The following is a 19,617-nucleotide window of genomic DNA, read 5'->3' as shown; positions in this document are numbered from 1 at the left end:
CGAAGGGGTTGGAAGATGGAAAACAAGGCCGAAAAGAAAGGCACCGCCGAGCTCAGGATCAACGGGGAGACCTACGAACTGCCTATCCTCGGCGGCTCGATCGGGCCCGACGTCATCGACATTCGCACGCTTTACAGGAAGGCGGGCGTCTTCACCTTCGATCCCGGCTTCACCTCCACGGCGAGCTGCGAGAGCCAGATCACCTATATCGACGGGGATGAAGGTACGCTGCTCTACCGCGGCTATCCCATCGACCAGTTGGCCGAACAGTCGAACTTCATCGAGGTCGCCTACCTGCTGATGCATGGCGAGTTGCCCGATGCCGCCACGCTGAAGAACTTCGACTGGACGATCCGCCGGCACACCATGCTGCACGACCAGTTCGACCAGTTCTTCCGGGGCTTCCGCCGCGACGCGCACCCGATGGCCATAATGGTCGCGACGGTGGGGGCGCTGTCGGCCTTCTATCACGACTCCATCGATATCGACGATCCCGAGGCCCGCAAGATCGCCAGCCACCGTATGATCGCCAAGATGCCGACGATCGCGGCGCGCGCCTACAAGTATTCGGTGGGTCAGCCCTTCATCAGCCCGCTCAACGAACTCGACTACGCCTCGAACTTCCTGCGCATGTGCTTCGCGGTGCCGGCCGAACCCTACGAGGTCTCTCCCACGCTCGCCAAGGCGATGGACAAGATCTTCATCCTGCACGCCGACCACGAGCAGAATGCCTCGACCTCGACAGTGCGTCTTGCCGGCTCCTCGGGGGCCAATCCGTTCGCGTGCATCGCATCGGGCATCGCCTCGCTCTGGGGCCCGGCGCACGGCGGCGCCAACGAGGCCGCGCTCAACATGCTTCGCGAGATCGGCTCGGTCGACAAGATCCCCGAGTACATCAAGCGGGCCAAGGACAAGGACGATCCGTTCCGCCTGATGGGCTTCGGTCACCGGGTCTACAAGAATTACGACCCGCGCGCGAAGGTGATGCGCGAGACCTGCCACCAGGTGCTCGACGAGCTCGACGCGCGCCAGGAGCCGCTCCTGCAGGTCGCGATGGAACTGGAGCGCATCGCCCTTGAGGACGACTATTTCGTCGAGAAGAAGCTCTACCCGAATATCGACTTCTATTCGGGGATCACGCTGAAGGCGATGGGCTTTCCGACCGAGATGTTCACGGTGCTGTTCGCCCTGGCCCGCACCACGGGCTGGATCGCGCAATGGAGCGAGATGGTCGAGGATCCGAGCCAGAAGATCGGCCGTCCCCGCCAGGTCTTCACCGGCGCGACCGAGCGCGACTACGTGCCGGTTTCCAAGCGCTAGAACGATCGCCCCTCATCAAGAAGGAAGAGCCGGCGCTTCCCAGGGGCGCCGGCTTTTTCATACCCGTTCGGCGATCTCGATCACCTTGGCCGCGGCATTGTCCGAGGGCGAGCCGCCCTCGCCTCTCATCTCGCGCGTCTGCTCGACGAGGCGCCGGGAGATCTCCGCCCGGCGAGCGGGATCGCGCAGCAGCGTCTCCACGCCGTCCGCGAGCATCCCGGGCGTACAGCGCGTCTGGACATATTCCAGGATCAGCTCCTCGTCCGCCGCGATATTGACCAGGCTGATATAGCGCGAACGCATCAGCAGGACGCGCGCGATGGCCCAGGATAGCCAGTCGAGCCGGTAGCCTGTGACCGTCGGTACCCCGCACAGGGCAAGTTCCAGCGTCACCGTACCCGAGCAGGCGAGCGCGACGTCGGAGGCGGAGAAGGCATCCGCGCGTTCGCCGCCGCGTACCGCGATGATGCCGGACAACCGCTCGTCTCCCTGCAGGAGCGCTTCGACCTTCTCGGCGACCGAGCCTGGTATGACCGTCACCAGCCTCATGCCCGGATGGCGGGCGCGGACAGTCGCCGCGGCTTCGGCAAAGCGGTCGTAGAGCCGGTCGATCTCCGTTCGCCGGCTGCCGAACAGCACGAGCAGGACGGGTACATCGGGATCGATCCCGTGCCGCCGGCGGAAGGCCGGACCGTCGCCGGGCTTCAGCCGCTCCAGCGCCGGGTTGCCGACGAAGGTTGTGGGCAGGCCCGCGGGCTCGAAGTAATCCGGGTCGAAGGGGTGGATGCCGAGAAGATGGTCCGTCGCCTTGGCCAGCACGCGGGCCCGGCCGGCCCGGGTCGCGAACACTTGGGGGCCGACATACTTGATCAGCGGTACGTCGGGCAGGCGCTCGCGGATTCGCCAGGCCGCGCGCAGCATGAAGCCCCAGCTGTCGATCAGTACGACGGCATCGGGCCGGAAGGCTTCGGCGGCCGCGCCCGTTTCCTCGGCGCGCTGCTTGACGATCTTCAGGATCTTCAGGCCTTCGACGAGGCCGATGATGGACAGGTCGGAAATGTCGAAGGGCGAGACGATCCCCTCTTCCGCCATCGCCTCGCCGCCGACGCCCGCGAGCACGATGTCCGGGCGCTGCGCCTTCAGGGCGCGGGCGAGATCGGCGCCGAGCAGGTCGCCTGAAGTCTCCGCGGCGACGAGAAAGAGGCGAAGAGGCCGGTCTTTCCCGCTCATGAGCCGTCCCCGTCGAGCGCGTCCGGTGCCAGGCCCACGACGAACAGGCCCGTCGCATCAGCCGCCTCGCGCACGGCGCCGGCATCCACGACGAGCGCACCGCCGGCCGGAACGGCGATCCCGGCAAGGCCGGCCCGGGCCGCACCTTCCACCGTGGAGACGCCGATCGTGGGAAGATCGATGCGCACGTCCTGCTGCGGCTTCGGCCGCTTGGCGAGCACCCCGCGGCGTGCCGCCGGGGTGCCGCGAACGCTCTCGGGAAGCGCTGCGACGCGCGCCAGCATGGCGTCGGTGCCCTCCTGGGCCTCGACGGCGAGCACGAGACCGTCGCAGACGACCGCGCCCTGCCCGATGTCGAGTGCGCCGATCTGCGCGGCAATCTCCATCGCCTTGGCGATATCGCCGCGGATGGCGGCATCGTCCGGTGCAAGCGCCCCGAGCGGGCCGGCAGGCGCGAGCAGCCGGCCGGAGACCTCGTGCGCACCGATGACTGCGAAACCTGCCCGCTCGAAGGCCGAGACGATCACCTGAAGCAGCGCATCATCGCCACGTGCGGCAGCGGCGAGTGCGCGCGGCAGGAGCTTCATACCCTCCCAGTCCGGCTTCAACGTGCGAAAGTCGGGCCGCCGTACCAGGCCCGCGAAGCAGACCGAGTCGCAGCCCGCGCCGCGCAAATCGGAGATCATGTGGCCGATCTGACCGATGCCGCGGACGCTGGCGCCCGGAAAATCCGCGGGATCTGCAAAGCCCTCGAGTGCCACGACATGACCGAGCCGCCCCTCCCCGCGGCTCGCCCGGGCAAGCGTGCGAGGCAAGTCTCCGCCGCCCGCAATCAGACCGAGGCGCGACCAGGCCATGGCGCTAGCGCATCTGCGGCGTGCACAGCGGCCGCGCAGCCGGAGTCTGGATGAAGGCGATGACCTCGCGCACCTCCTCGCGCTCGCCGAACAGGCGGGCAGCGTCCTCCACGCGTTCGGTGAACTTGCCTTCCGTGGCGTAGATCATGCGATATGCCGCACGCAGGTCGTGAATGACGTCACGGCTGAAGCCACGACGCTTGAGGCCCACCAGGTTGAGGCCGGCCAGCCAGCCGTCATTGTCGACCATGCCGTAGGGGATGACGTCGCCGGTTACCGACGAGCCGGCCCCGACGAAGGCATGGCGGCCGACCCGGCAATTCTGGTGGATCGCCGCGAGCCCGCCCATGATCACATAGTCGCCGAGCGTCACCCCGCCGCCGAGCGTCGCATTGTTGGCGAACACCACGCGGTCGCCGACGATGCAGTCATGGGCGACGTGGGAGCCGACCATGTAGTAGCCGTCGGCACCGATCCGCGTGACGCCGCGTCCGCTCTCGGTGCCCAGATGCATGGTGGTATGTTCGCGCAGCGTGTTGCGCGGGCCGATGACGAGGCTGACATCGCCTCCCTTGTACTTGAAGTCCTGCGGCGGCGAACCGAGCACGACGAAAGGATAGATCGCGCAATCCTCGCCGATCTCGGTGCGGCCGTAGATCGTGACGTGGGAGATCAGCCGGGTGCGCGCCTTGATAACCACCTTGGCCCCGACGATGCAGTACGGGCCGATCTCTACATCCTCGCCGATCGAGGCCTCCGGATCGACGATTGCGGTCGGGTGGATCTTCGAAGCCATTCAGGCGCTCCTCGCATTCAGGTGCAGCCTTGCTACCGGCGACGCTTGCCGCTGTCTAGGCGCCGCTGCCGCCGCCTTCCCCGCGCTTGCGCGAACGCGCGCTCTCCCGGCGCAGCCAGGCGATCTCGCGCATGAATTCGCGGATCGGCTGGGCAGGTGAACCCGCCCAGGTCTCCCCCGCGGGGACGTCGCGCATCACGGCACTGTCCGCGGCTAGGCGCGCTCCATCGCCGATCGAGAGGTGGTCGGCCACGCCGGTTCGCCCGCCGCACTGGACGCCGCGGCCGAGCCGCACGCTGCCGGAAATTCCCGCGAAGGCCGCCATCACCGTGAACTCGCCGACCTCGACGTTGTGGGCGATATGGGAGAGGTTGTCGATCCGGCAGCCACGATTGAGCCGGGTGTCCTCGAACATGCCGCGATCGACGGTGACGTTGGCCCCCAGGGTCACCTCGTCCTCGATCAGCACGCGGCCGACATGAGGCAGGGTAAGCATTTCGCCGCGTTCGTAGGCCAGTCCGAAGCCGGTTTCGCCCACGACTGCGCCGGACCCGATTTCGACCCTTGCCCCGACCAGAGCGAAGCTCACCACGGCGCGCGCGCCGATCCGGGTATCCTGGCCGATCTCGACGCCCGGCCCGATTACCGCGCCCGCGCCGATCTGCGCTCCCGGCGCAATGCGTGCGCCAGGCCCGACGATACACCCCGGTGACAGGCAGGCGGCGGGGTCGATCACCGCCTCGGGCGAGATCAGCGCCTCGCCGATATGCGGCCGGGGACGCACAAGGCGGGCCGCGGCTTTGGCGAGTCCTACCTTCGGGCCCGGTGTCAAGATCGCGGTATGGCCGCGCTCGGCGAGCCTGCGGGCCGCATCCCGGTCCGATACCAGGACGATCGCCCCCTCGCCGCCGACATGATCGGCATCGCGCGGATCGGACAGGAAGAACAGATCGCCCGGGCGGGCCTGGGCCGGTGCGGCGATGGCGTGGACCTCACGCGGCTCGCCAATCACTTCGCCGGTGACGATCTCAGCGATCTCGGCGGCCGAAACCGGGCCCAATGCGTCGTAGAACCGCGGATCGGCCGCCATGGACTCGCCTGTGCCTACTGGTCTTCGGAGATCTGCACTTCCCCGGCTTCGTTCACCGAGAGGCGGACGCGGTTGACCGGAGTGGTGGTCATGCGCTGGTTGAGCCGGTCGATCGCCGTCGCCGTGATGTCCACGCGATCAGCCGCATAGACGACTTCGGAGCGGTCGAGCAGCACGGCAGCGCCACGCTCGGTGACGATTTCCTGCAGGATGCTCTGAAGGGCCTGGATCACCGGCGCGAAGGCGCGCCGCTCGGTGACCTGCAGTTCCTGCTGACGCACCTGGCGCAGCTGTTCGAACTGCTGAGCGCGCGCCTGCAGCGCCTGGAAACGCTGCATGAGGTCGGGGCGCTGCTGGATCGCCTCTTCGGTCAGCGAAGCCGTCTCGGCATTGAGCGCCTCGCTTTCCGTGCGGATTTCCTCGCGGATGGGGGCGAGTTCGGTATTGATCTCGTTGCCGATCGCCTCGATGCGCGACGTGATGTGCTGGCCGACGGCGCTCTCGGTGAGAATGCGCGCCTCGTTCATCACCAGCACGTCCTGGGCCTTCGCCACGCCGGACAGGCCGGCCGCGAGGATCAGGGCGGCGAAGAGGACGCGCATGCGCGCGCCGACATGGGCGGGAAGAGTACGAAGCATTGGTCTAGAACCCTGTTCTCGTGCTGAAGCGGAAGAATTCGGCGCGGTCATAGTCTTCTTTCACGAAGGCTTCTGCAAAGTCGAAGCGCACCGGACCGAACGGCGAATCCCAGAAGATGCTGACCCCTGCCGACACACGCGGCTCGAGACGGTCGACCGTGAACACGGCCGTGGGCGAACCGTCATCGGAGATCTGGTCATCATCGGGGAGCAGCCCCAGCGTGCCGAATTCGGTGAACACGCTGCCCCGTATACCGTATTCCTCGGGCAGGCCGAGCGGGAAAGCCAGCTCCACCGCGCCGATGGCGTAGAAATTGCCGCCGAGCGCATCGCCGGAGAACAGCTCGTCGGTGTCCTCCTGGCGCTGCACGACCCGCGGGCCGATACCGGCGGTTTCGAAACCGCGGAACGAATTGCCACCCTTGAAGAAGCGGTCGTTGATGCGGGCATTGTCGCCGCCCCAGGAGAGCAGCAGCCCGGTCTCGCCGGTCACCGAGAAGACGATGTCGTCGCGGAACACATCCCGGTAGATGCCGCCCTGCAATTCGGAGCGCACATAGCGCACATCGCCGCCGAACCCGGCGAAGTCCTGCTGGAACGCGATCCGGAAGCCGTTGCGCGGATCAGTGCGATTGTCGACGCGGTCCCAGGAGAGGGAGTAGCCGAGCAGCGAGGTCACTCGCGAACCAGCCGCCCGGTTGATCGCGGCAGTGGCGCCCCGGAAGGTCGTCACCTCGTCGGTCCTGAGCGTGTAGTTCACGCCGCCGGAGACCGAACGGGTCAGCGGGAAGCCCGCGCGCAGGGTGAAACCGGTGGACTCGGTCTCGAAAGAGGCCTCTCGCGAGAAGTCGGTGCGCACCTGGAACAGGTCGAACCCGGCCGCCAGGTTGCGGTCGAGGAAGCGCGGCTCGGTGAAGCGGATATCGATCTGCTGACGCCGCGAGCTCGCAGAGACGCGCAGGCGCAGGAACTGACCCCGGCCTCGCAGATTGCGTTCGGAGATCGAGAAATCGACGAGGAACGCGTCCGTGGAGGAAAAGCCCGCGCCGAAAGCCAGTTCGCCGGTGGGTTGCTCGGTCACCGTCACGCGCACCTGCGCGCGGTCGGCCGAGCTGCCCTGCACGGGCTCCACCTCGACCTCCTCGAAGAAGCCGAGCTGACGGACACGCCCGCGCGAATACTCGACGAGCGCCTGATTGAAGGCATCGCCCTCGACGAGCTCGAGCTCGCGCCGGATCACACGGTCGAGCGTGCGCGTATTTCCGATGATGTCGATGCGCTCGATGTAGACGCGCGGGGTTTCGTTGATGACGTACTCGATATCAACCGTCTGCGTGTCGCGATTGGTCGCCACCCGCGGACGAATGTCCACGAAGGCGTAGCCCGCCGCACCGGCTGCGAAGGTCAGCGTGTCGATCGAGTCCTCGATCTGGCTGCCGACATAGAGCTGCCCGGGCTGGGTCGCGACGATGCGCGCAAGATATTCCTCGTCGAGATCGGGAATCTCGGTCGTGACGCTGATCTCGCCGAAGGTATAGCGCTCACCCTCGTCCACGCTGAAGGTGATGTAGAAGTCTTCCTGGTCCGGGGTCAGCTCGGCGATGGCGGAAACCACGCGGAAGTCCGCATAGCCCCGGTCGGTGTAGAAGGTCCGCAACTGCTCGCGGTCGTACTCGAGCCGGTCCGGGTCGTAATTGTCGTTCGAGCTGAAGAAACGCCACCAGCGCGCCTCGCGCGTCACGATCTCGCCGCGCAGCTCGCGATCGGAGAAGGCCTCGTTGCCGACGATGTTGATCCGCCGCACGCCGGTGACCGGTCCCTCGGAGATTTCGAAGATCAGGTCGACCCGGTTCTGCGGCAGCTCCACGATCTTCGGCGTGACCTGGGCCGCGAAGCGTCCCGCGCGGCGATAGACCTCGAGGATGCGCTGCACGTCGGACTGGACGCGCGCGCGTGTGAAGATCGCACGCGGCTGGATTTCGGTCTCCTCGAGGATCTTCTCGTCGTCGATCGCCCGGTTGCCTTCCAGGATCACCCGGTTCACGACCGGGTTCTCTTCCACGTAGAGCACCAGGCTCGGCCCCTCGATCGCAACGCGCACGTCGGAGAACAGGCCGGTGGAGAACAGCGTCTGGATCGACAGGTTGATCAGGCGCGGATCGGGCACATCCCCGGGCTGGATCAGCAGGTAGGAGAGGATCGTATCCGCCTCCACGCGCTGATTGCCCTCGACCAGGATCTGCAGGATCGGCTGGCGCGCCTCCTCCCGCACGGGAGCGGCCGGTGCTGCCGCCTGGCCCTCCGCAGGCAGGTTCACGGACGGATTGTCCTGTGCCGCAGCAAGGCCGGTCAGCATGGCGGCCGCCAGAAGGGCACCGCCCACACGTCTCATCAATCTCAGCATTGGCCTCTTCCGGTCCCTCACCCGCCGCGATCAATCAGGAAAACAAATCGCGCAAATAGCTGATATCATTCCAGGTCGCTACAAGCATCATCCCCAGGATCAAAGCAAGCCCCAGCCGGAATCCGGTCGTCTGGACGGCCGGGCCCGGCGGGTGTCCCGCAACGGCCTCGTAGGCGTAATACACGAGGTGGCCGCCGTCGAGTACCGGGATGGGCAGGAGGTTCATCAAACCCAGTGCGACGGAGAGCAGCGCCGACAGGCTCAGCAGGCCGAGAACGAGGCGCACCAGACGATCGGCGGGCCCGGTCTCGGATGTGCCGCCCGCGGCGTCGGACACCGCGATGTTCGCGATCTGCCCGGCCGTCGTCGCAATCCCGATCGGTCCATTGAGATATTCCGTCGAGGCGCGCCCCGTGACGAGCCGCGCGATGTAGTCGAAGATCATGCCGACCGCCTCCGCGGTGCGCTGCACCCCGTAGGCCGGCGCCTCGAGCACCGAATAACGTTCGTGAGTGATCTCGGCGTCGCGCGAGACGCCGATGCCCAGAAATCCGCGGGCGCGTTCGCCGCCGAGGTAATCGTCCATCACGCGGCGCTCGGGCGTTGCCTGGATCGTGATGCGCTCGCCATCGCGTTCGACGGCGATGTCGATCTGCTGGCCCGCCCGCATGAAGACGGTGCGGCTGATGTCGCTGAAGCCCGAAACCGGACTTCCGTCGATGGCGAGGATGAGATCGCCGGACTCGAGTCCCGCCGACTCGGCGGGCGATCCTGCTGTAACCTCCCCCACGAGCGGTTCGATGCGGGCCTCGCCGCGGATCATCCCGAGGGCCGCGAAGATCACCACGGCCAGGATGAAGTTCGCGACCGGGCCTGCTGCCACGATCAGCACGCGTTGCCACACCGGCTTGAAATGAAACACCGTACCTGGATCGGCATGCGCTTCGCGCAGGCGGGCGAGTTCCTTCCGGTCCGGCGCGCTCGCAGCGTTCTCATCGCCGCGAAAACGAACGTAGCCGCCGAGGGGAAGCGCCGCGATGCGCCACTGAGTCCCCTTCCCGTCGTGCCAGGAAACGAGCGTCGGCCCGAAGCCCACCGAGAACACCTCGGCATGCACGCCGCACCAGCGCCCGACCTGGAAATGGCCGAGCTCGTGGATCACCACCACGATGGAAATGACCGCCAGGAAGGCGAATAGGCTCAAGAGTCCGGCCGAGGCGGTCTCGAACATGGGTTACCCCTGCAATTTGCTTTGCCCCGGCACAGCCGGGACCCTGCCCCCCGCCGCACTGCCTATCCGGCAGCACGCACCGCGATGCGCTCGCGTGTCGCACGCCGCGCCTCGCGGTCGATTCTCAACACATCCTCGAACGAGTCTATGCGCTCGTCGCTGAACGGGCCGTGAACCCACCAGTCCAGAGCCTCAGAAACCCGATCGGCAATGTCAAGAAATCCGATCTTACAATCCAGAAAGGCGCTCACCGCGATCTCGTTCGCAGCGTTCAGCACCGCGGGGGCACCGCCGCCCGCCGCGATCGCCTGGCGCGCCAGGTCGAGCGCGGGAAAGCGCTGCGGGTCCGGTGCCTCGAAATGCAGCCGGCCGAGCCGGGCGAGATCGAGCCGCTCGACATCGGTATCGAGGCGCTCGGGCCAGGCCAGCGCGTGCGCGATCGGCGTGCGCATGTCGGGACAACCGAGTTGGGCGATGAGACCGCCATCGGCGTATTCCACGAGGCCGTGGACAATGGATTCGGGGTGCACGAGGACATCGACGCGCTCATGCGGCAGGTCGAAAAGGTGGCAGGCCTCGATGATCTCGAGCCCCTTGTTCATCATCGTGGCGGAGTCGATCGAGATCTTCGCCCCCATGGACCATGTCGGATGAGCGAGTGCGCCGGCAGGCGTAGCCGCGCGCATGGCCTCCCTGCTGGCGGTCCGGAACGGGCCGCCCGAGGCGGTGAGCACGATGCGCCGCACGTGTTCGCGCCGGCTGCCGGCCATCGCCTGAAAGATCGCATTGTGCTCGGAATCGACCGGAAGGAGGCAGGTGCCGGCACGCGCCGCCTCGGCCATGAAAAGGTCGCCGGCGCACACCAGCGCCTCCTTGTTGGCAAACGCGACGGTCCTGCCGCGACGCACCGCATCGAGCGTCGGGGGCAGTCCGGCTGCACCCACGATCGCCGCCATGGTCCAGTCGGCTTCCATGGAGGCGGCCTCGCACACCGCGCCCGCACCGACGCCGATCTCGATTCCGCTGCCGGCAAGAGCGTGGCTCAGCGCCTCGTAGCCGTCCTCGCGGGCGAGCGCGACGAAACGCGGGCGCAGCTCCAGGGCCTGCGCGGCGAGCGCCTGCGCATTCGAGTTCGCGGTCAGGGCGACGATCTCGAAGCGATCCCTGCCGGCGCTCGCGATCAGGTCGATCGTCGCCTGCCCGACCGATCCCGTCGATCCGAGAATCGTCACGCTGCGCGTCACATCGCGCTCCCGGAAAGGATTTGCGGGACGATGAACATGAGCCCTCCGGCGATCAGGGTGGCAAGCATCAGCGCGTCTACCCGGTCGAGAACCCCGCCATGTCCGGGGATGACGGAGCCCGCATCCTTCACACCGAAGCGCCGCTTGGCCAGTGACATCAACAGGTCGCCGAGCACCGCCGCGAGCGCGAGCGGCAGCGCGACCAGCGCGGAAGCATTCGTCTCGAAGCCCACGAGGCTGCCGACCAGCGCGCCGACGCCGACGCCGAACCCGATACCGGCAGTCAGGCCGGACCAGGTCTTGTTGGGACTGGCCGCGGGCAGCAGCTTGGGGCCGCCGACCCAGGTTCCCACGAGATAGGCGAAGGTATCCGCGCTCCACACAACGGCGAGCAGGTAGAGTACGGTATCGAGCCCTCCGTGGGTCTCGTTCCGCAACGCCACCAGGGCGGCGGCGCTCGAGGCGACGTAGGCTACGCCGAGACCGGCCTCGTACCCGCGCCCGCGCGGGCGCCGATCGAGCCACGCCCCGATCGCACCGCCAGCGATCCAGACCAATGTCCAGCCGAAAGCGCTCTGCGCGGCGAGCAACGCCGCCCCGACGGCCGTGCCGGTCGCCGTCGCGAACGCGCGCGGCGGCGCCTCGCGGTCCGACATGCGCACCCACTCCCAGGCCATCGCGGCAGCAAAGGCGGCTATGAAGATGGCAAAGCCGTGCCCGCCGAGGAAAACGAAGCCGAGCGCGACCGGCGCCAGGATCAGCGCGGACAGAACGCGCTTGGCAAAGACCGGATCTCGCACGCTGCGCGCGGCACCCTTCTCACGCGGTACCATGCAGCTTCACCCCGCCATAACGCCGCTCGCGTCCGGCGAATTCGGCGAGCGCGCCTTCGAGGTGCTCGCGCGAGAAGTCCGGCCAGAATACATCGAGGAACACGAACTCGGCATAGGCCGACTGCCACAAGAGAAAGTTCGAGGTGCGCCGCTCGCCACTGGTACGGATCACCAGATCGGGATCGGGAAGCCCGACGGTGTCGAGATGGCACGCAAAGCGTTCGGCATCGATGTCTTCGGGCGCGATCTCGCCTTGGCGCACCCGTTCGGCGAGGGCGCGAGCGGCCCGCACGATCTCGTCGCGGCTGCCGTAATTGAATGCAATCGTCAGGGTGAAGTCTTCATTGCTGGCCGTGCGCGCCTCGGCACGCTCGACGATCGCACGCAGATCGGGCGAGAGATTGTCCCGTCGCCCGATGATGCGCACCCGCACTCCCTCGGATTCGAGCCTGTCGAGGTCGGCGTCGACGAAGCGGCGCAGGAGGTCGAACAGGGCATCGATCTCCTCTGCCGGCCGGCGCCAGTTCTCGGTGGAAAAGCCGAACAGCGTCAGATGCGTGATGCCGAGCTCGCCGGCCGCGCGCACCGTGCGGCGTACCGCCTCCACTCCGGCGCGATGGCCGAAGGCACGCGGGCGTCCGCGAGCGGCAGCCCAGCGCCCATTGCCGTCCATGATGATGGCGACGTGGCGCGGAACGCTGACTGACGCTGCCTCTGACGCAGCCATGAAAGCCCTTTCCCGGCGCCGGCGAGGCGCTAGACCTGCAGGATCTCTTCCTGCTTCTCTTTCAGAAGCCTGTCGATCGTCTCGATGCTTTCGTCGGTGGCCTTCTGGACCTGATCGGCGAGCTTCTTGTGCTCGTCCTCACCGATCTCGCCCTCCTTCTCGGCCCGCTTCAGGGCATCCATGCCGTCGCGGCGCACATTGCGCACCGCGACGCGGGCCTGCTCGGCATAGGTGCCGGCGGTCTTGGCGAGTTCCTTGCGCCGCTCCTCGTTGAGCGGCGGGATCGGGATGCGCAGCGTCGCGCCCTCCATCACCGGGTTGAGACCCAGCGAAGAGTTACGGATCGCCTTGTCGACCGCCGCGGCCATATTCTTGTCCCACACCTGGACCGTGAGCATGCGCGACTCCGGCGCGGTGACCGTGGCGACCTGGTTGAGCGGCATCTGCGAGCCGTACGCATCGACCCGGATCGGGTCGAGCAGGCTGGAATGGGCACGCCCGGTACGCAGCCCGGCGAATTCCTGCTTGAGCGCATCCACCGCGCCGCTCATGCGCCGCTTGATGTCCTTGAGGTCGTAATTGGCCGTCGTCATGGCGTCGTCGTCCCTTGAAACTCTTGTGTCAATTAAGCCGGTTTGCCGACCACCGTCGAGACGCCCGTGCCGTCGAGCACGTTGGCGAGCCCGCCGCGCTCGTGGATGTTGAACACCACGATCGGGATCTGGTTGTCGCGCATCAGCGTGACCGCCGAGGCGTCCATCACCTTGAGATCACGGGCGAGCACATCGATATAGTCGAGCCGCTCGAAGCGCTTCGCGTTCGGATTCTTGCGCGGATCGTCGTCATACACGCCATCCACCTGGGTGCCCTTGAACAGCGCCTCGCAACCCATCTCCGCAGCGCGCAGGGCGGCGGCGGTATCGGTGGTGAAGAACGGATTGCCCGTCCCGGCGGCGAAGATCACCACCCGGCCCTTCTCCATGTGCCGGATCGCACGCCGGCGGATATAGGGTTCGCAGATCGAGGTCATCGGGATGGCCGATTGAACCCGGGTAGGCACGCCCTGGCGTTCGAGAGCGGTCTGCATCGCGAGCGCGTTCATCACGGTGGCGAGCATGCCCATGTAATCTGCCGCGGCCCGGTCCATGCCCTTGGCCGCCGCGGAGAGACCGCGGAAGATGTTGCCACCGCCGATGACGAGGCAGAGTTCGTACCCCGCCTTCACCGCCTGGCCGATCTCGCTGGCGATCCGGTCGGCGGTGTCCATCTCTATGCCGTAGGATTGCGCCCCCATCAGGGCTTCGCCGGAAATCTTCAGGAGGACCCGGCGATAGGGACCGGTCGGGACCGGCCGGGCGGCTTCCTCGGTCTCACTCACTGGCAGCCCTCCCCTGCGGCCTGCGGCGATCGAATCCCGGGCGTCGGCTGCTGCCGACGCCCGGGCTCGGCATCAGGATTTCGACACCGCGGCGACTTCCGCCGCGAAGTCTTCCTCTTTCTTCTCGACGCCCTCTCCGAGCACCATGCGCACGAAGCCGGTCAACGCGACCGAGGCCCCGATGTCCTTCTCGGCATCCTTGAGGGCCTGCTCGACCGACTTGTCCGGATCGAACACGAAGGGCTGCTTGAGCAGCACGACTTCCTCGTAGAACTTGCGCAGGCGGCCTTCCACCATCTTCTCGACGATGTTTTCCGGCTTGCCCGACGCACGCGCCTGTTCGCCGAACACCTCGCGCTCACGGTCCACGACGGCCGCGTCGAGATCGTCGACCGTGGTGGCGAGCGCGGGTGCCGGCGCGCCGGCGGCCACGTGCATCGCGATCTTGCGGCCGAGCTCTTCCAGCTTGGTGCGGTCACCTTCCGATTGCAGCGCCACGAGCACGCCGATCTTGCCCATGTCGTCGGCAACCGGGTTGTGCACGTAGGTGGCGACGACGCCCGGCGTGACCGACAGGGCCGAGACCCTGCGCAGCGACATGTTCTCGCCGATCGTGGCGATGAGACCGGTCAGCTTCTCCGATACGGTCTCGCCTGCCGCGGTCTTGGCCTCGGCAAGCCTTGACAGCTCTCCGGCATCGACGGCCAGACGCGCGATCTCCTTCACCGCGGTCTGGAACTTCTCGTTCCGCGCGACGAAGTCGGTCTCGGCATTCACTTCGACCGCAGCGGCCGCCATGCCCTTGTCGCGCTCGGCCGAAGCCACCGCGACGAGGCCCTCGGCCGCCACGCGGCCGGCCTTCTTGGCGGCCTTCGACAGGCCCTTCTTGCGCAGCCAGTCGACCGCGGCCTCGACATCGCCATCGGTCTCGGTCAGCGCCTTCTTGGCATCCATCATGCCTGCGCCGGTCATGTCGCGCAGTTCTTTAACCAGGGAGGCCGTGATCTGGGCCATGGGGAGGTCTCCTGTGTGTCTATGCGACGGACGGCCGCTTTACTCGGACTTGGTCTGCTCGGTCTCGACCGGCTCGGCCTCGGGCTGCTCGGCCTCTTCCGGCTTGGCTTCGGGAGCAGCCTCCTTCTGGGCTGCCTCGGTCGGGGTCTCTTCCTTCAGAGCCGCTTCGGTGGGCGCCTCGGACTCGCCGAGATCGACGCCGAACGAGGCCTGGCTCTCGGAGATGCCGTCGAGCACCGCTTCGGCGACGAGGTCGCAATAGAGCGCGATCGCACGTGCCGCGTCGTCATTGGCCGGGATCGGGAAATCGATCGGGTCGGGATCGCAATTGGTATCCACCACCGCAACCACCGGGATGTTCAGGCGCTTGGCTTCCTGGATGGCGATCGACTCCTTGTTGGTGTCGATGACGAACATCAGGTTCGGCGTGCCGCCCATTTCCTTGATCCCGCCGAGCGAACGCTCGAGTTTCTCGCGCTCGCGGGTGAGATTGAGGATCTCCTTCTTGGTCAGGCCGGTCGGACCGCCTTCCTGGTCGAGCAGGTCCTCCAGTTCGCGCAGGCGCGCAATGGAGTTGGAGATCGTCTTCCAGTTGGTCAGCGTGCCGCCGAGCCAGCGGTGGTTCATGTAGTACTGCGCACAGCGCTGCGCCGCCTGGGCAACGGGCTCCGCCGCCTGGCGCTTGGTGCCCACGAACAGGACGCGTCCGCCGCCCGCGGCGACTTCGCGTACCTTGACCAGGGCCTGGTGCAGCATCGGCACCGTCTGGGACAGGTCGATGATGTGGATGTTGGCGCGCTCGCCGAAGATGTACTGCTTCATCTTCGGGTTCCAGCGGTGGGTCTGGTGGCCGAAATGGGCACCAGCTTCGAGCAGCTGACGCATGGAGAAGTCAGGAAGGGCCATATCGATTTTCCTTTTCCGGTTGGCCTCCACGGGACGGCAGTCGCCTCGCCCTGCCGGGCTCGGACAACACCGGAGCGACGTGAACCGTTCACGCCGATGCCCCGTGTGTGGAATCGCGCGCGCTTATACGGGTGTTGAGCCCGCTGGGCAAGCCGATCGCGGCGCTTTGTCGCCCGCGCTGCGCAGCTGACCCGCCGGCCGGCGGCCACGCGCGGCACGCTCGAATGAAAGCGCTCCCGGCAAGCGCCCCGCGCGGGTCAGGGCGCTCGCGCCGCGTGGCACCGGGTTGCTGTCTGTGGGAGGCCTGTCTAGAGCGCCTCGACGTCGAGCACGCCGGCGACCTGCTTCAGCGCCGCGCGCGTGGCCGGATCGATGGCATGCTGGCCCGGCAGGCGCACCTCGGCGATCTGACCGTCGGCGAGGCCGAAGCGCAGATGGACGCCGCCGCGCGGCACGCCTTCGCGCCCGTTGGCACGGTCCAGACGCGACCGCAGGCCCTCCAGTGCCATGACGTCCTCGACATGCACGCGCAATCCCTCCCCGACATGCTCGGCGGCAAACGGGTCGAGCGTCTCCGCGCCATCGGCGATGAGCCGGATCTCGCCGTCATTGTCCTCGATCTTCGCGGTCAGCATGACCGCGGCGCCGGGTTCGAGCACGTCCCGTATCTCCACAAGCGTCTTGGGCGGCACGAGCGCCTCGAACTCGCCCGACGGGTCGGACAGGGTGAGGAAGGCGAACTTCTCCCCCGAGCGCTGCGAGATTTTTTCCTGACGCCGCCGCACCACGCCGGCGAGGCGCGCCGCTCGCGCACCCTCCGCGGCCCGCGCCGGCAGGTCGGCGTAGAGCGAGACGCCCCGCTTGGCGAGACCCGCGCGCATGTCGTCGAGAGGGTGGCCGGACAGGTAGAAGCCCACCGCCGCGAGCTCCTCGTCCAGGCGCCGGACCGGATCCCAGGGCTCGGGCTCGCGCAAGAGCGGACGTTCGAGGCCCGATCCCCCCTCGGCCGGCCCGCCGAACAGGGAGGCCTGCGCGGATTCACGCTCGGAATGGGCACGCTGGGAGAGCGCGACCAGGGTCTCGGCCGCCTCGAACACCTTGGCCCGGTCGGGCTCCAGGGAGTCGAAGGCGCCGGCACGCGCGAGGTTCTCGAAGGCGCGCTTGTTGACGAGGCGCGGGTCGACCCGCTCGGCGAAATCGAAGATGTCGCTGAACGGTCCGCCTTCGCGGCGCACGGCGACGACGTGCTCCATGGCCGCGAACCCGACATTGCGCACCGCGCCGAGCGCGTAGCGGATCTTCTCGCCCTCCACCGCGAAATCGGCCTCCGACGCATTGACGTCGGGCGGCAGCACGGTGATGCCCATGCGCCGGGTCTCCTGGAAGAAGACGGCGAGCTTGTCGGTGTTGGCGATGTCGAGGCTCATCAGCGCCGCCATGAACGCGACGGGGTGGTTGGCCTTCAGCCAGCCCGTCCGGTAGGCGATCACGGCATAGGCCGCGGCGTGCGACTTGTTGAAGCCGTAGCCGGCGAACTCGGCGACGAGATCGAAGATATAGTCCGCCTTCTCCGCGCTCACGCCGTGCTCGGCCGCGCCTTGCTTGAAGCGCACGCGCTGCTGGTCCATCTCCTCCTTCTTCTTCTTGCCCATGGCGCGGCGAAGAAGGTCGGCCTCGCCGAGCGAGTAGCCCGACAGGATCTGGGCGATCTGCATCACCTGTTCCTGGTAGATGATGACCCCGTAGGTCTCCTTCAGGACGGGCTCGAGATCGGGATGAAGATAGTCGGGCTGCGCGCGGCCGAACTTCCGGTCGACATAGACGTCGATATTCTTCATCGGGCCGGGCCGGTAGAGCGAGATGAGCGCGATCACGTCCTCGATCGTGTCGGGCTTCAGCTTCTTCAGCGTGTCGCGCATCCCCGAGCTTTCCAGCTGGAATACGCCGATCGAGGCCCCCGATGACAGAAGCTCGTAGGTCGCCGGGTCCTCGAAGCCCAGCGTGTCCATGTCGATCACGCCCCCGCCCGAACCCTCGATGTATTTGAGCGCGCGCGCGATCACCGTAAGGGTCTTCAGCCCCAGGAAGTCGAACTTCACCAGGCCAGCGGGCTCGACCCATTTCATGTTGAACTGGGTGGCGGGCAGCTCCGAGCGGGGATCCTGGTAGAGCGCGACCAGCTCGGTCAGCGGCCGGTCCCCGATGACCACGCCCGCGGCATGAGTGGAGGCGTTGCGGTAGAGTCCCTCCAGCTGCAGCGCGACCTCGATCAGCCGGTCGACCGCCTCGTCCTCACGCCGCATCTGGGCGAGCTTGGCCTCGGTCTCCACCGCCTCGGCGAGGGTGACCGGCTGGGCCGGGTTGTTCGGAATCTGCTTGGCGATCCGGTCGACCACCGGGAAGGGAAGCTGCAGCACCCGCCCGACATCGCGCACCACCGCGCGCGCCTGCAGCGTGCCGAAGGTGATGATCTGCGCCACCCGGTCCGCGCCGTAACGCTCCTTGACATAGCGGATCACCTCACCGCGCCGGTCCTGGCAGAAGTCGACGTCGAAATCCGGCATCGAGACGCGTTCGGGGTTCAGGAAACGTTCGAACAGAAGGCCGAAGCGCAGCGGGTCGAGATCGGTGATCGTGAGCACCCAGGCTACGAGCGAGCCTGCGCCCGAGCCCCTGCCCGGACCGACCGGGATGTCGTTCTTCTTTGCCCACTGGATGAAGTCGGACACGATCAGGAAGTAGCCGGGAAAGCCCATCCGCTCGATGATGGACAGCTCGTGCTCGAGACGCTGGTCGTATTCGGCGCGCGGCGCGGCCGGCTCGACCTTGGCCAGGCGCGCATCGAGGCCGGCCCGGGCCCGCGCGCGAAGCTCCTCGGCCTCGTCGCGCTCGCCCTCGGTCGGGAAGCGCGGCAGGATCGGATCGCGCGTCACCGGCCGATAGGCGCACCGCCTCGCGATCTCGATGGTGCTGGCGATCGCCTCGGGCAGATCGGCGAACAGCTCGGCCATCGCCGCGCCGGACTTGAAATGGTGGTCCGGGGTGAGCTTGCGCCGGTCATCGACCGTCACATAGGTGCCCTCGGCAATGCACAGGAGCGCATCGTGCGCCCGATAGTCCTTGGGCAGCGGGAAATGAGGCTCGTTCGTCGCCACGAGCGGCAGCCCGCGGGCATAGGCCTCCTCCACCAGCACGGCCTCTGCCTTGAGTTCCTCGGCCCGCCCGTGGCGCTGCAGCTCGACATAGAGCCTGCCGTCGAAGGCCGCTCCCAGCCGGTCGAGCAGCTCGCCCGCAGGACCGGTCCGGCCTTCGACGATCAGCCGGTTCAGCGCGCCGTCCGGACCGCCGGTGAGGCAGATGAGACCGGCGCTGCGCTCCAGGACCGCCTCGATCGGCACGTGCGCGTCCTCGGTCGCGCCAACCTCGAGATAGGCCTTGGAGGACAGGGCCATCAGGTTGGCATAGCCGGTCTCGTCCTGTGCGAGCAGAGCGATGGTACCGTCGGGCGCCGCCCGTTCACCCGGCCGCGGTTCGCCGAGGCGGACAGCGAGGGTCAGCCCCGTGATCGGCTGGATTCCCGCCTCGGCCATCACCTCGGAGAATTCGAGCGCGCCGAACAGGTTGTTGGTGTCGGTCAGCGCGAGCGCCGGCATCGCGAAGTCCTGGCACAGCTTCGCCATCTCCTTGATGCGCAGCGCCCCTTCGAGAAGCGAATAGGGCGAACGCGCCCGCAGATGGACGAAGGGCGTGTCGGACATGGAAATCCCCGCAAGCGATCCGGCGAGGCGGCAGTCTAGCGCGAGCCTGGTCGGACGGTCAGCCGGCGAAAGCGGCGCTCCACGTCAGCACGGCCCCGATGAAGCCGAGAACGACGACGGCGGAGGTGGTTTCTTCGAGCAGGCGGCGCATGGTGAAATCCCCTTGTGTGTCGTGCAACACGAGCATATTT

16 protein-coding genes are annotated in these 19,617 nt (G+C 67.3%); 1 reads left to right on the top strand and 15 read right to left on the bottom strand.

What is annotated here, in order from left to right:
- Positions 1-15: 15 nt before the first annotated feature.
- Positions 16-1,320: a citrate synthase gene (gene gltA, locus JW792_RS03955; RefSeq protein WP_135997393.1), complete on the top strand. Its 1,305-nt coding sequence runs from the start codon at positions 16-18 to the stop codon at positions 1,318-1,320.
- A gap of 57 nt (positions 1,321-1,377) precedes the next feature.
- Here the strand turns inward: gltA and lpxB are convergent, their stop codons facing one another.
- The 15 genes from lpxB to dnaE all read right to left on the bottom strand — a co-directional run bounded on the left by lpxB (position 1,378) and on the right by dnaE (position 19,426).
- Positions 1,378-2,550 (bottom strand): lipid-A-disaccharide synthase, encoded by a 1,173-nt coding sequence (lpxB, locus tag JW792_RS03950; protein WP_135997392.1) that lies wholly within the window; start codon positions 2,548-2,550, stop codon positions 1,378-1,380.
- The gene (locus JW792_RS03945; RefSeq protein ID WP_241095052.1) at positions 2,547-3,365 is read right to left on the bottom strand and encodes an LpxI family protein; all 819 of its coding nucleotides are present in this window, start codon (positions 3,363-3,365) and stop codon (positions 2,547-2,549) included. Before JW792_RS03945 ends, lpxB begins: the two co-directional genes overlap by 4 nt.
- A gap of 46 nt (positions 3,366-3,411) precedes the next feature.
- Positions 3,412-4,203, bottom strand: a complete 792-nt coding sequence (gene lpxA / locus JW792_RS03940; RefSeq protein ID WP_135997390.1) for an acyl-ACP--UDP-N-acetylglucosamine O-acyltransferase — start codon at positions 4,201-4,203, stop codon at positions 3,412-3,414.
- A 55-nt stretch (positions 4,204-4,258) separates the two neighbouring features.
- Complete coding sequence (gene lpxD / locus JW792_RS03935; RefSeq protein ID WP_135997389.1) at positions 4,259-5,293, bottom strand: UDP-3-O-(3-hydroxymyristoyl)glucosamine N-acyltransferase; 1,035 nt, start codon at positions 5,291-5,293, stop codon at positions 4,259-4,261.
- A gap of 14 nt (positions 5,294-5,307) precedes the next feature.
- Positions 5,308-5,931 (bottom strand): OmpH/Skp family outer membrane protein, encoded by a 624-nt coding sequence (locus tag JW792_RS03930; protein WP_135997388.1) that lies wholly within the window; start codon positions 5,929-5,931, stop codon positions 5,308-5,310.
- A gap of 4 nt (positions 5,932-5,935) precedes the next feature.
- Entirely contained in the window at positions 5,936-8,335 is a 2,400-nt protein-coding gene (gene bamA, locus JW792_RS03925) for an outer membrane protein assembly factor BamA (protein WP_135997387.1), read from the bottom strand.
- Positions 8,336-8,369: 34 nt separating this feature from the next.
- Positions 8,370-9,566 carry an RIP metalloprotease RseP gene (gene rseP, locus JW792_RS03920; protein ID WP_135997386.1) on the bottom strand — a complete coding sequence of 399 codons (1,197 nt, stop codon included), beginning with the start codon at positions 9,564-9,566 and terminating at the stop codon, positions 8,370-8,372.
- A 62-nt stretch (positions 9,567-9,628) separates the two neighbouring features.
- Positions 9,629-10,810, bottom strand: coding sequence for a 1-deoxy-D-xylulose-5-phosphate reductoisomerase (locus JW792_RS03915; RefSeq protein WP_135997385.1), 1,182 nt, complete (start codon positions 10,808-10,810; stop codon positions 9,629-9,631).
- On the bottom strand, positions 10,807-11,643 hold the full coding sequence (locus JW792_RS03910) for a phosphatidate cytidylyltransferase (protein ID WP_135997384.1): 837 nt from the start codon (positions 11,641-11,643) through the stop codon (positions 10,807-10,809). The genes JW792_RS03915 and JW792_RS03910 overlap by 4 nt, the downstream gene beginning before the upstream one ends.
- The gene (locus tag JW792_RS03905) at positions 11,630-12,370 is read right to left on the bottom strand and encodes an isoprenyl transferase (protein WP_135997383.1); all 741 of its coding nucleotides are present in this window, start codon (positions 12,368-12,370) and stop codon (positions 11,630-11,632) included. The genes JW792_RS03910 and JW792_RS03905 overlap by 14 nt, the downstream gene beginning before the upstream one ends.
- Positions 12,371-12,399: 29 nt before the next feature.
- Positions 12,400-12,963: a ribosome recycling factor gene (frr, locus tag JW792_RS03900; RefSeq protein ID WP_135997382.1), complete on the bottom strand. Its 564-nt coding sequence runs from the start codon at positions 12,961-12,963 to the stop codon at positions 12,400-12,402.
- 32 nt (positions 12,964-12,995) lie between these two features.
- Positions 12,996-13,664 (bottom strand): UMP kinase, encoded by a 669-nt coding sequence (gene pyrH / locus JW792_RS03895; RefSeq protein ID WP_206340943.1) that lies wholly within the window; start codon positions 13,662-13,664, stop codon positions 12,996-12,998.
- A gap of 156 nt (positions 13,665-13,820) precedes the next feature.
- A complete protein-coding gene (gene tsf, locus JW792_RS03890; RefSeq protein ID WP_135997380.1) occupies positions 13,821-14,762 on the bottom strand; it encodes a translation elongation factor Ts in 942 nt (313 codons plus the stop codon).
- Between the two features lie 39 nt (positions 14,763-14,801).
- Entirely contained in the window at positions 14,802-15,668 is an 867-nt protein-coding gene (rpsB, locus tag JW792_RS03885) for a 30S ribosomal protein S2 (protein ID WP_135997379.1), read from the bottom strand.
- 308 nt (positions 15,669-15,976) lie between these two features.
- Positions 15,977-19,426 carry a DNA polymerase III subunit alpha gene (dnaE, locus tag JW792_RS03880; protein WP_135997378.1) on the bottom strand — a complete coding sequence of 1,150 codons (3,450 nt, stop codon included), beginning with the start codon at positions 19,424-19,426 and terminating at the stop codon, positions 15,977-15,979.
- Between the last annotated feature and the right edge of the window lie 191 nt (positions 19,427-19,617).

The sequence above is a fragment of the Marinicauda algicola genome (genome assembly GCF_017161425.1).
GTDB classification, from domain to species: domain Bacteria; phylum Pseudomonadota; class Alphaproteobacteria; order Caulobacterales; family Maricaulaceae; genus Marinicauda; species Marinicauda algicola.
Note: the sequence above shows the minus strand (reverse complement) of the source record. Positions and strands in the feature narration are given on the sequence as shown.

Excerpts from the sequence above, each read along its gene's own strand:
- JW792_RS03930 (WP_135997388.1), bottom strand. The coding sequence starts at position 5,931 with ATGCTTCGTACTCTTCCCGCCCATGTCGGCGCGCGCATGCGCGTCCTC.
- gltA (WP_135997393.1), top strand. The coding sequence starts at position 16 with ATGGAAAACAAGGCCGAAAAGAAAGGCACCGCCGAGCTCAGGATCAAC.
- bamA (WP_135997387.1), bottom strand. The coding sequence starts at position 8,335 with ATGCTGAGATTGATGAGACGTGTGGGCGGTGCCCTTCTGGCGGCCGCC.
- dnaE (WP_135997378.1), bottom strand. The coding sequence starts at position 19,426 with ATGTCCGACACGCCCTTCGTCCATCTGCGGGCGCGTTCGCCCTATTCG.
- lpxD (WP_135997389.1), bottom strand. The coding sequence starts at position 5,293 with ATGGCGGCCGATCCGCGGTTCTACGACGCATTGGGCCCGGTTTCGGCC.
- lpxB (WP_135997392.1), bottom strand. The coding sequence starts at position 2,550 with ATGAGCGGGAAAGACCGGCCTCTTCGCCTCTTTCTCGTCGCCGCGGAG.
- lpxA (WP_135997390.1), bottom strand. The coding sequence starts at position 4,203 with ATGGCTTCGAAGATCCACCCGACCGCAATCGTCGATCCGGAGGCCTCG.
- pyrH (WP_206340943.1), bottom strand. The coding sequence starts at position 13,664 with ATGGGGGCGCAATCCTACGGCATAGAGATGGACACCGCCGACCGGATC.
- rseP (WP_135997386.1), bottom strand. The coding sequence starts at position 9,566 with ATGTTCGAGACCGCCTCGGCCGGACTCTTGAGCCTATTCGCCTTCCTG.
- JW792_RS03905 (WP_135997383.1), bottom strand. The coding sequence starts at position 12,370 with ATGGCTGCGTCAGAGGCAGCGTCAGTCAGCGTTCCGCGCCACGTCGCC.
- tsf (WP_135997380.1), bottom strand. The coding sequence starts at position 14,762 with ATGGCCCAGATCACGGCCTCCCTGGTTAAAGAACTGCGCGACATGACC.
- rpsB (WP_135997379.1), bottom strand. The coding sequence starts at position 15,668 with ATGGCCCTTCCTGACTTCTCCATGCGTCAGCTGCTCGAAGCTGGTGCC.
- frr (WP_135997382.1), bottom strand. The coding sequence starts at position 12,963 with ATGACGACGGCCAATTACGACCTCAAGGACATCAAGCGGCGCATGAGC.
- JW792_RS03910 (WP_135997384.1), bottom strand. The coding sequence starts at position 11,643 with ATGGTACCGCGTGAGAAGGGTGCCGCGCGCAGCGTGCGAGATCCGGTC.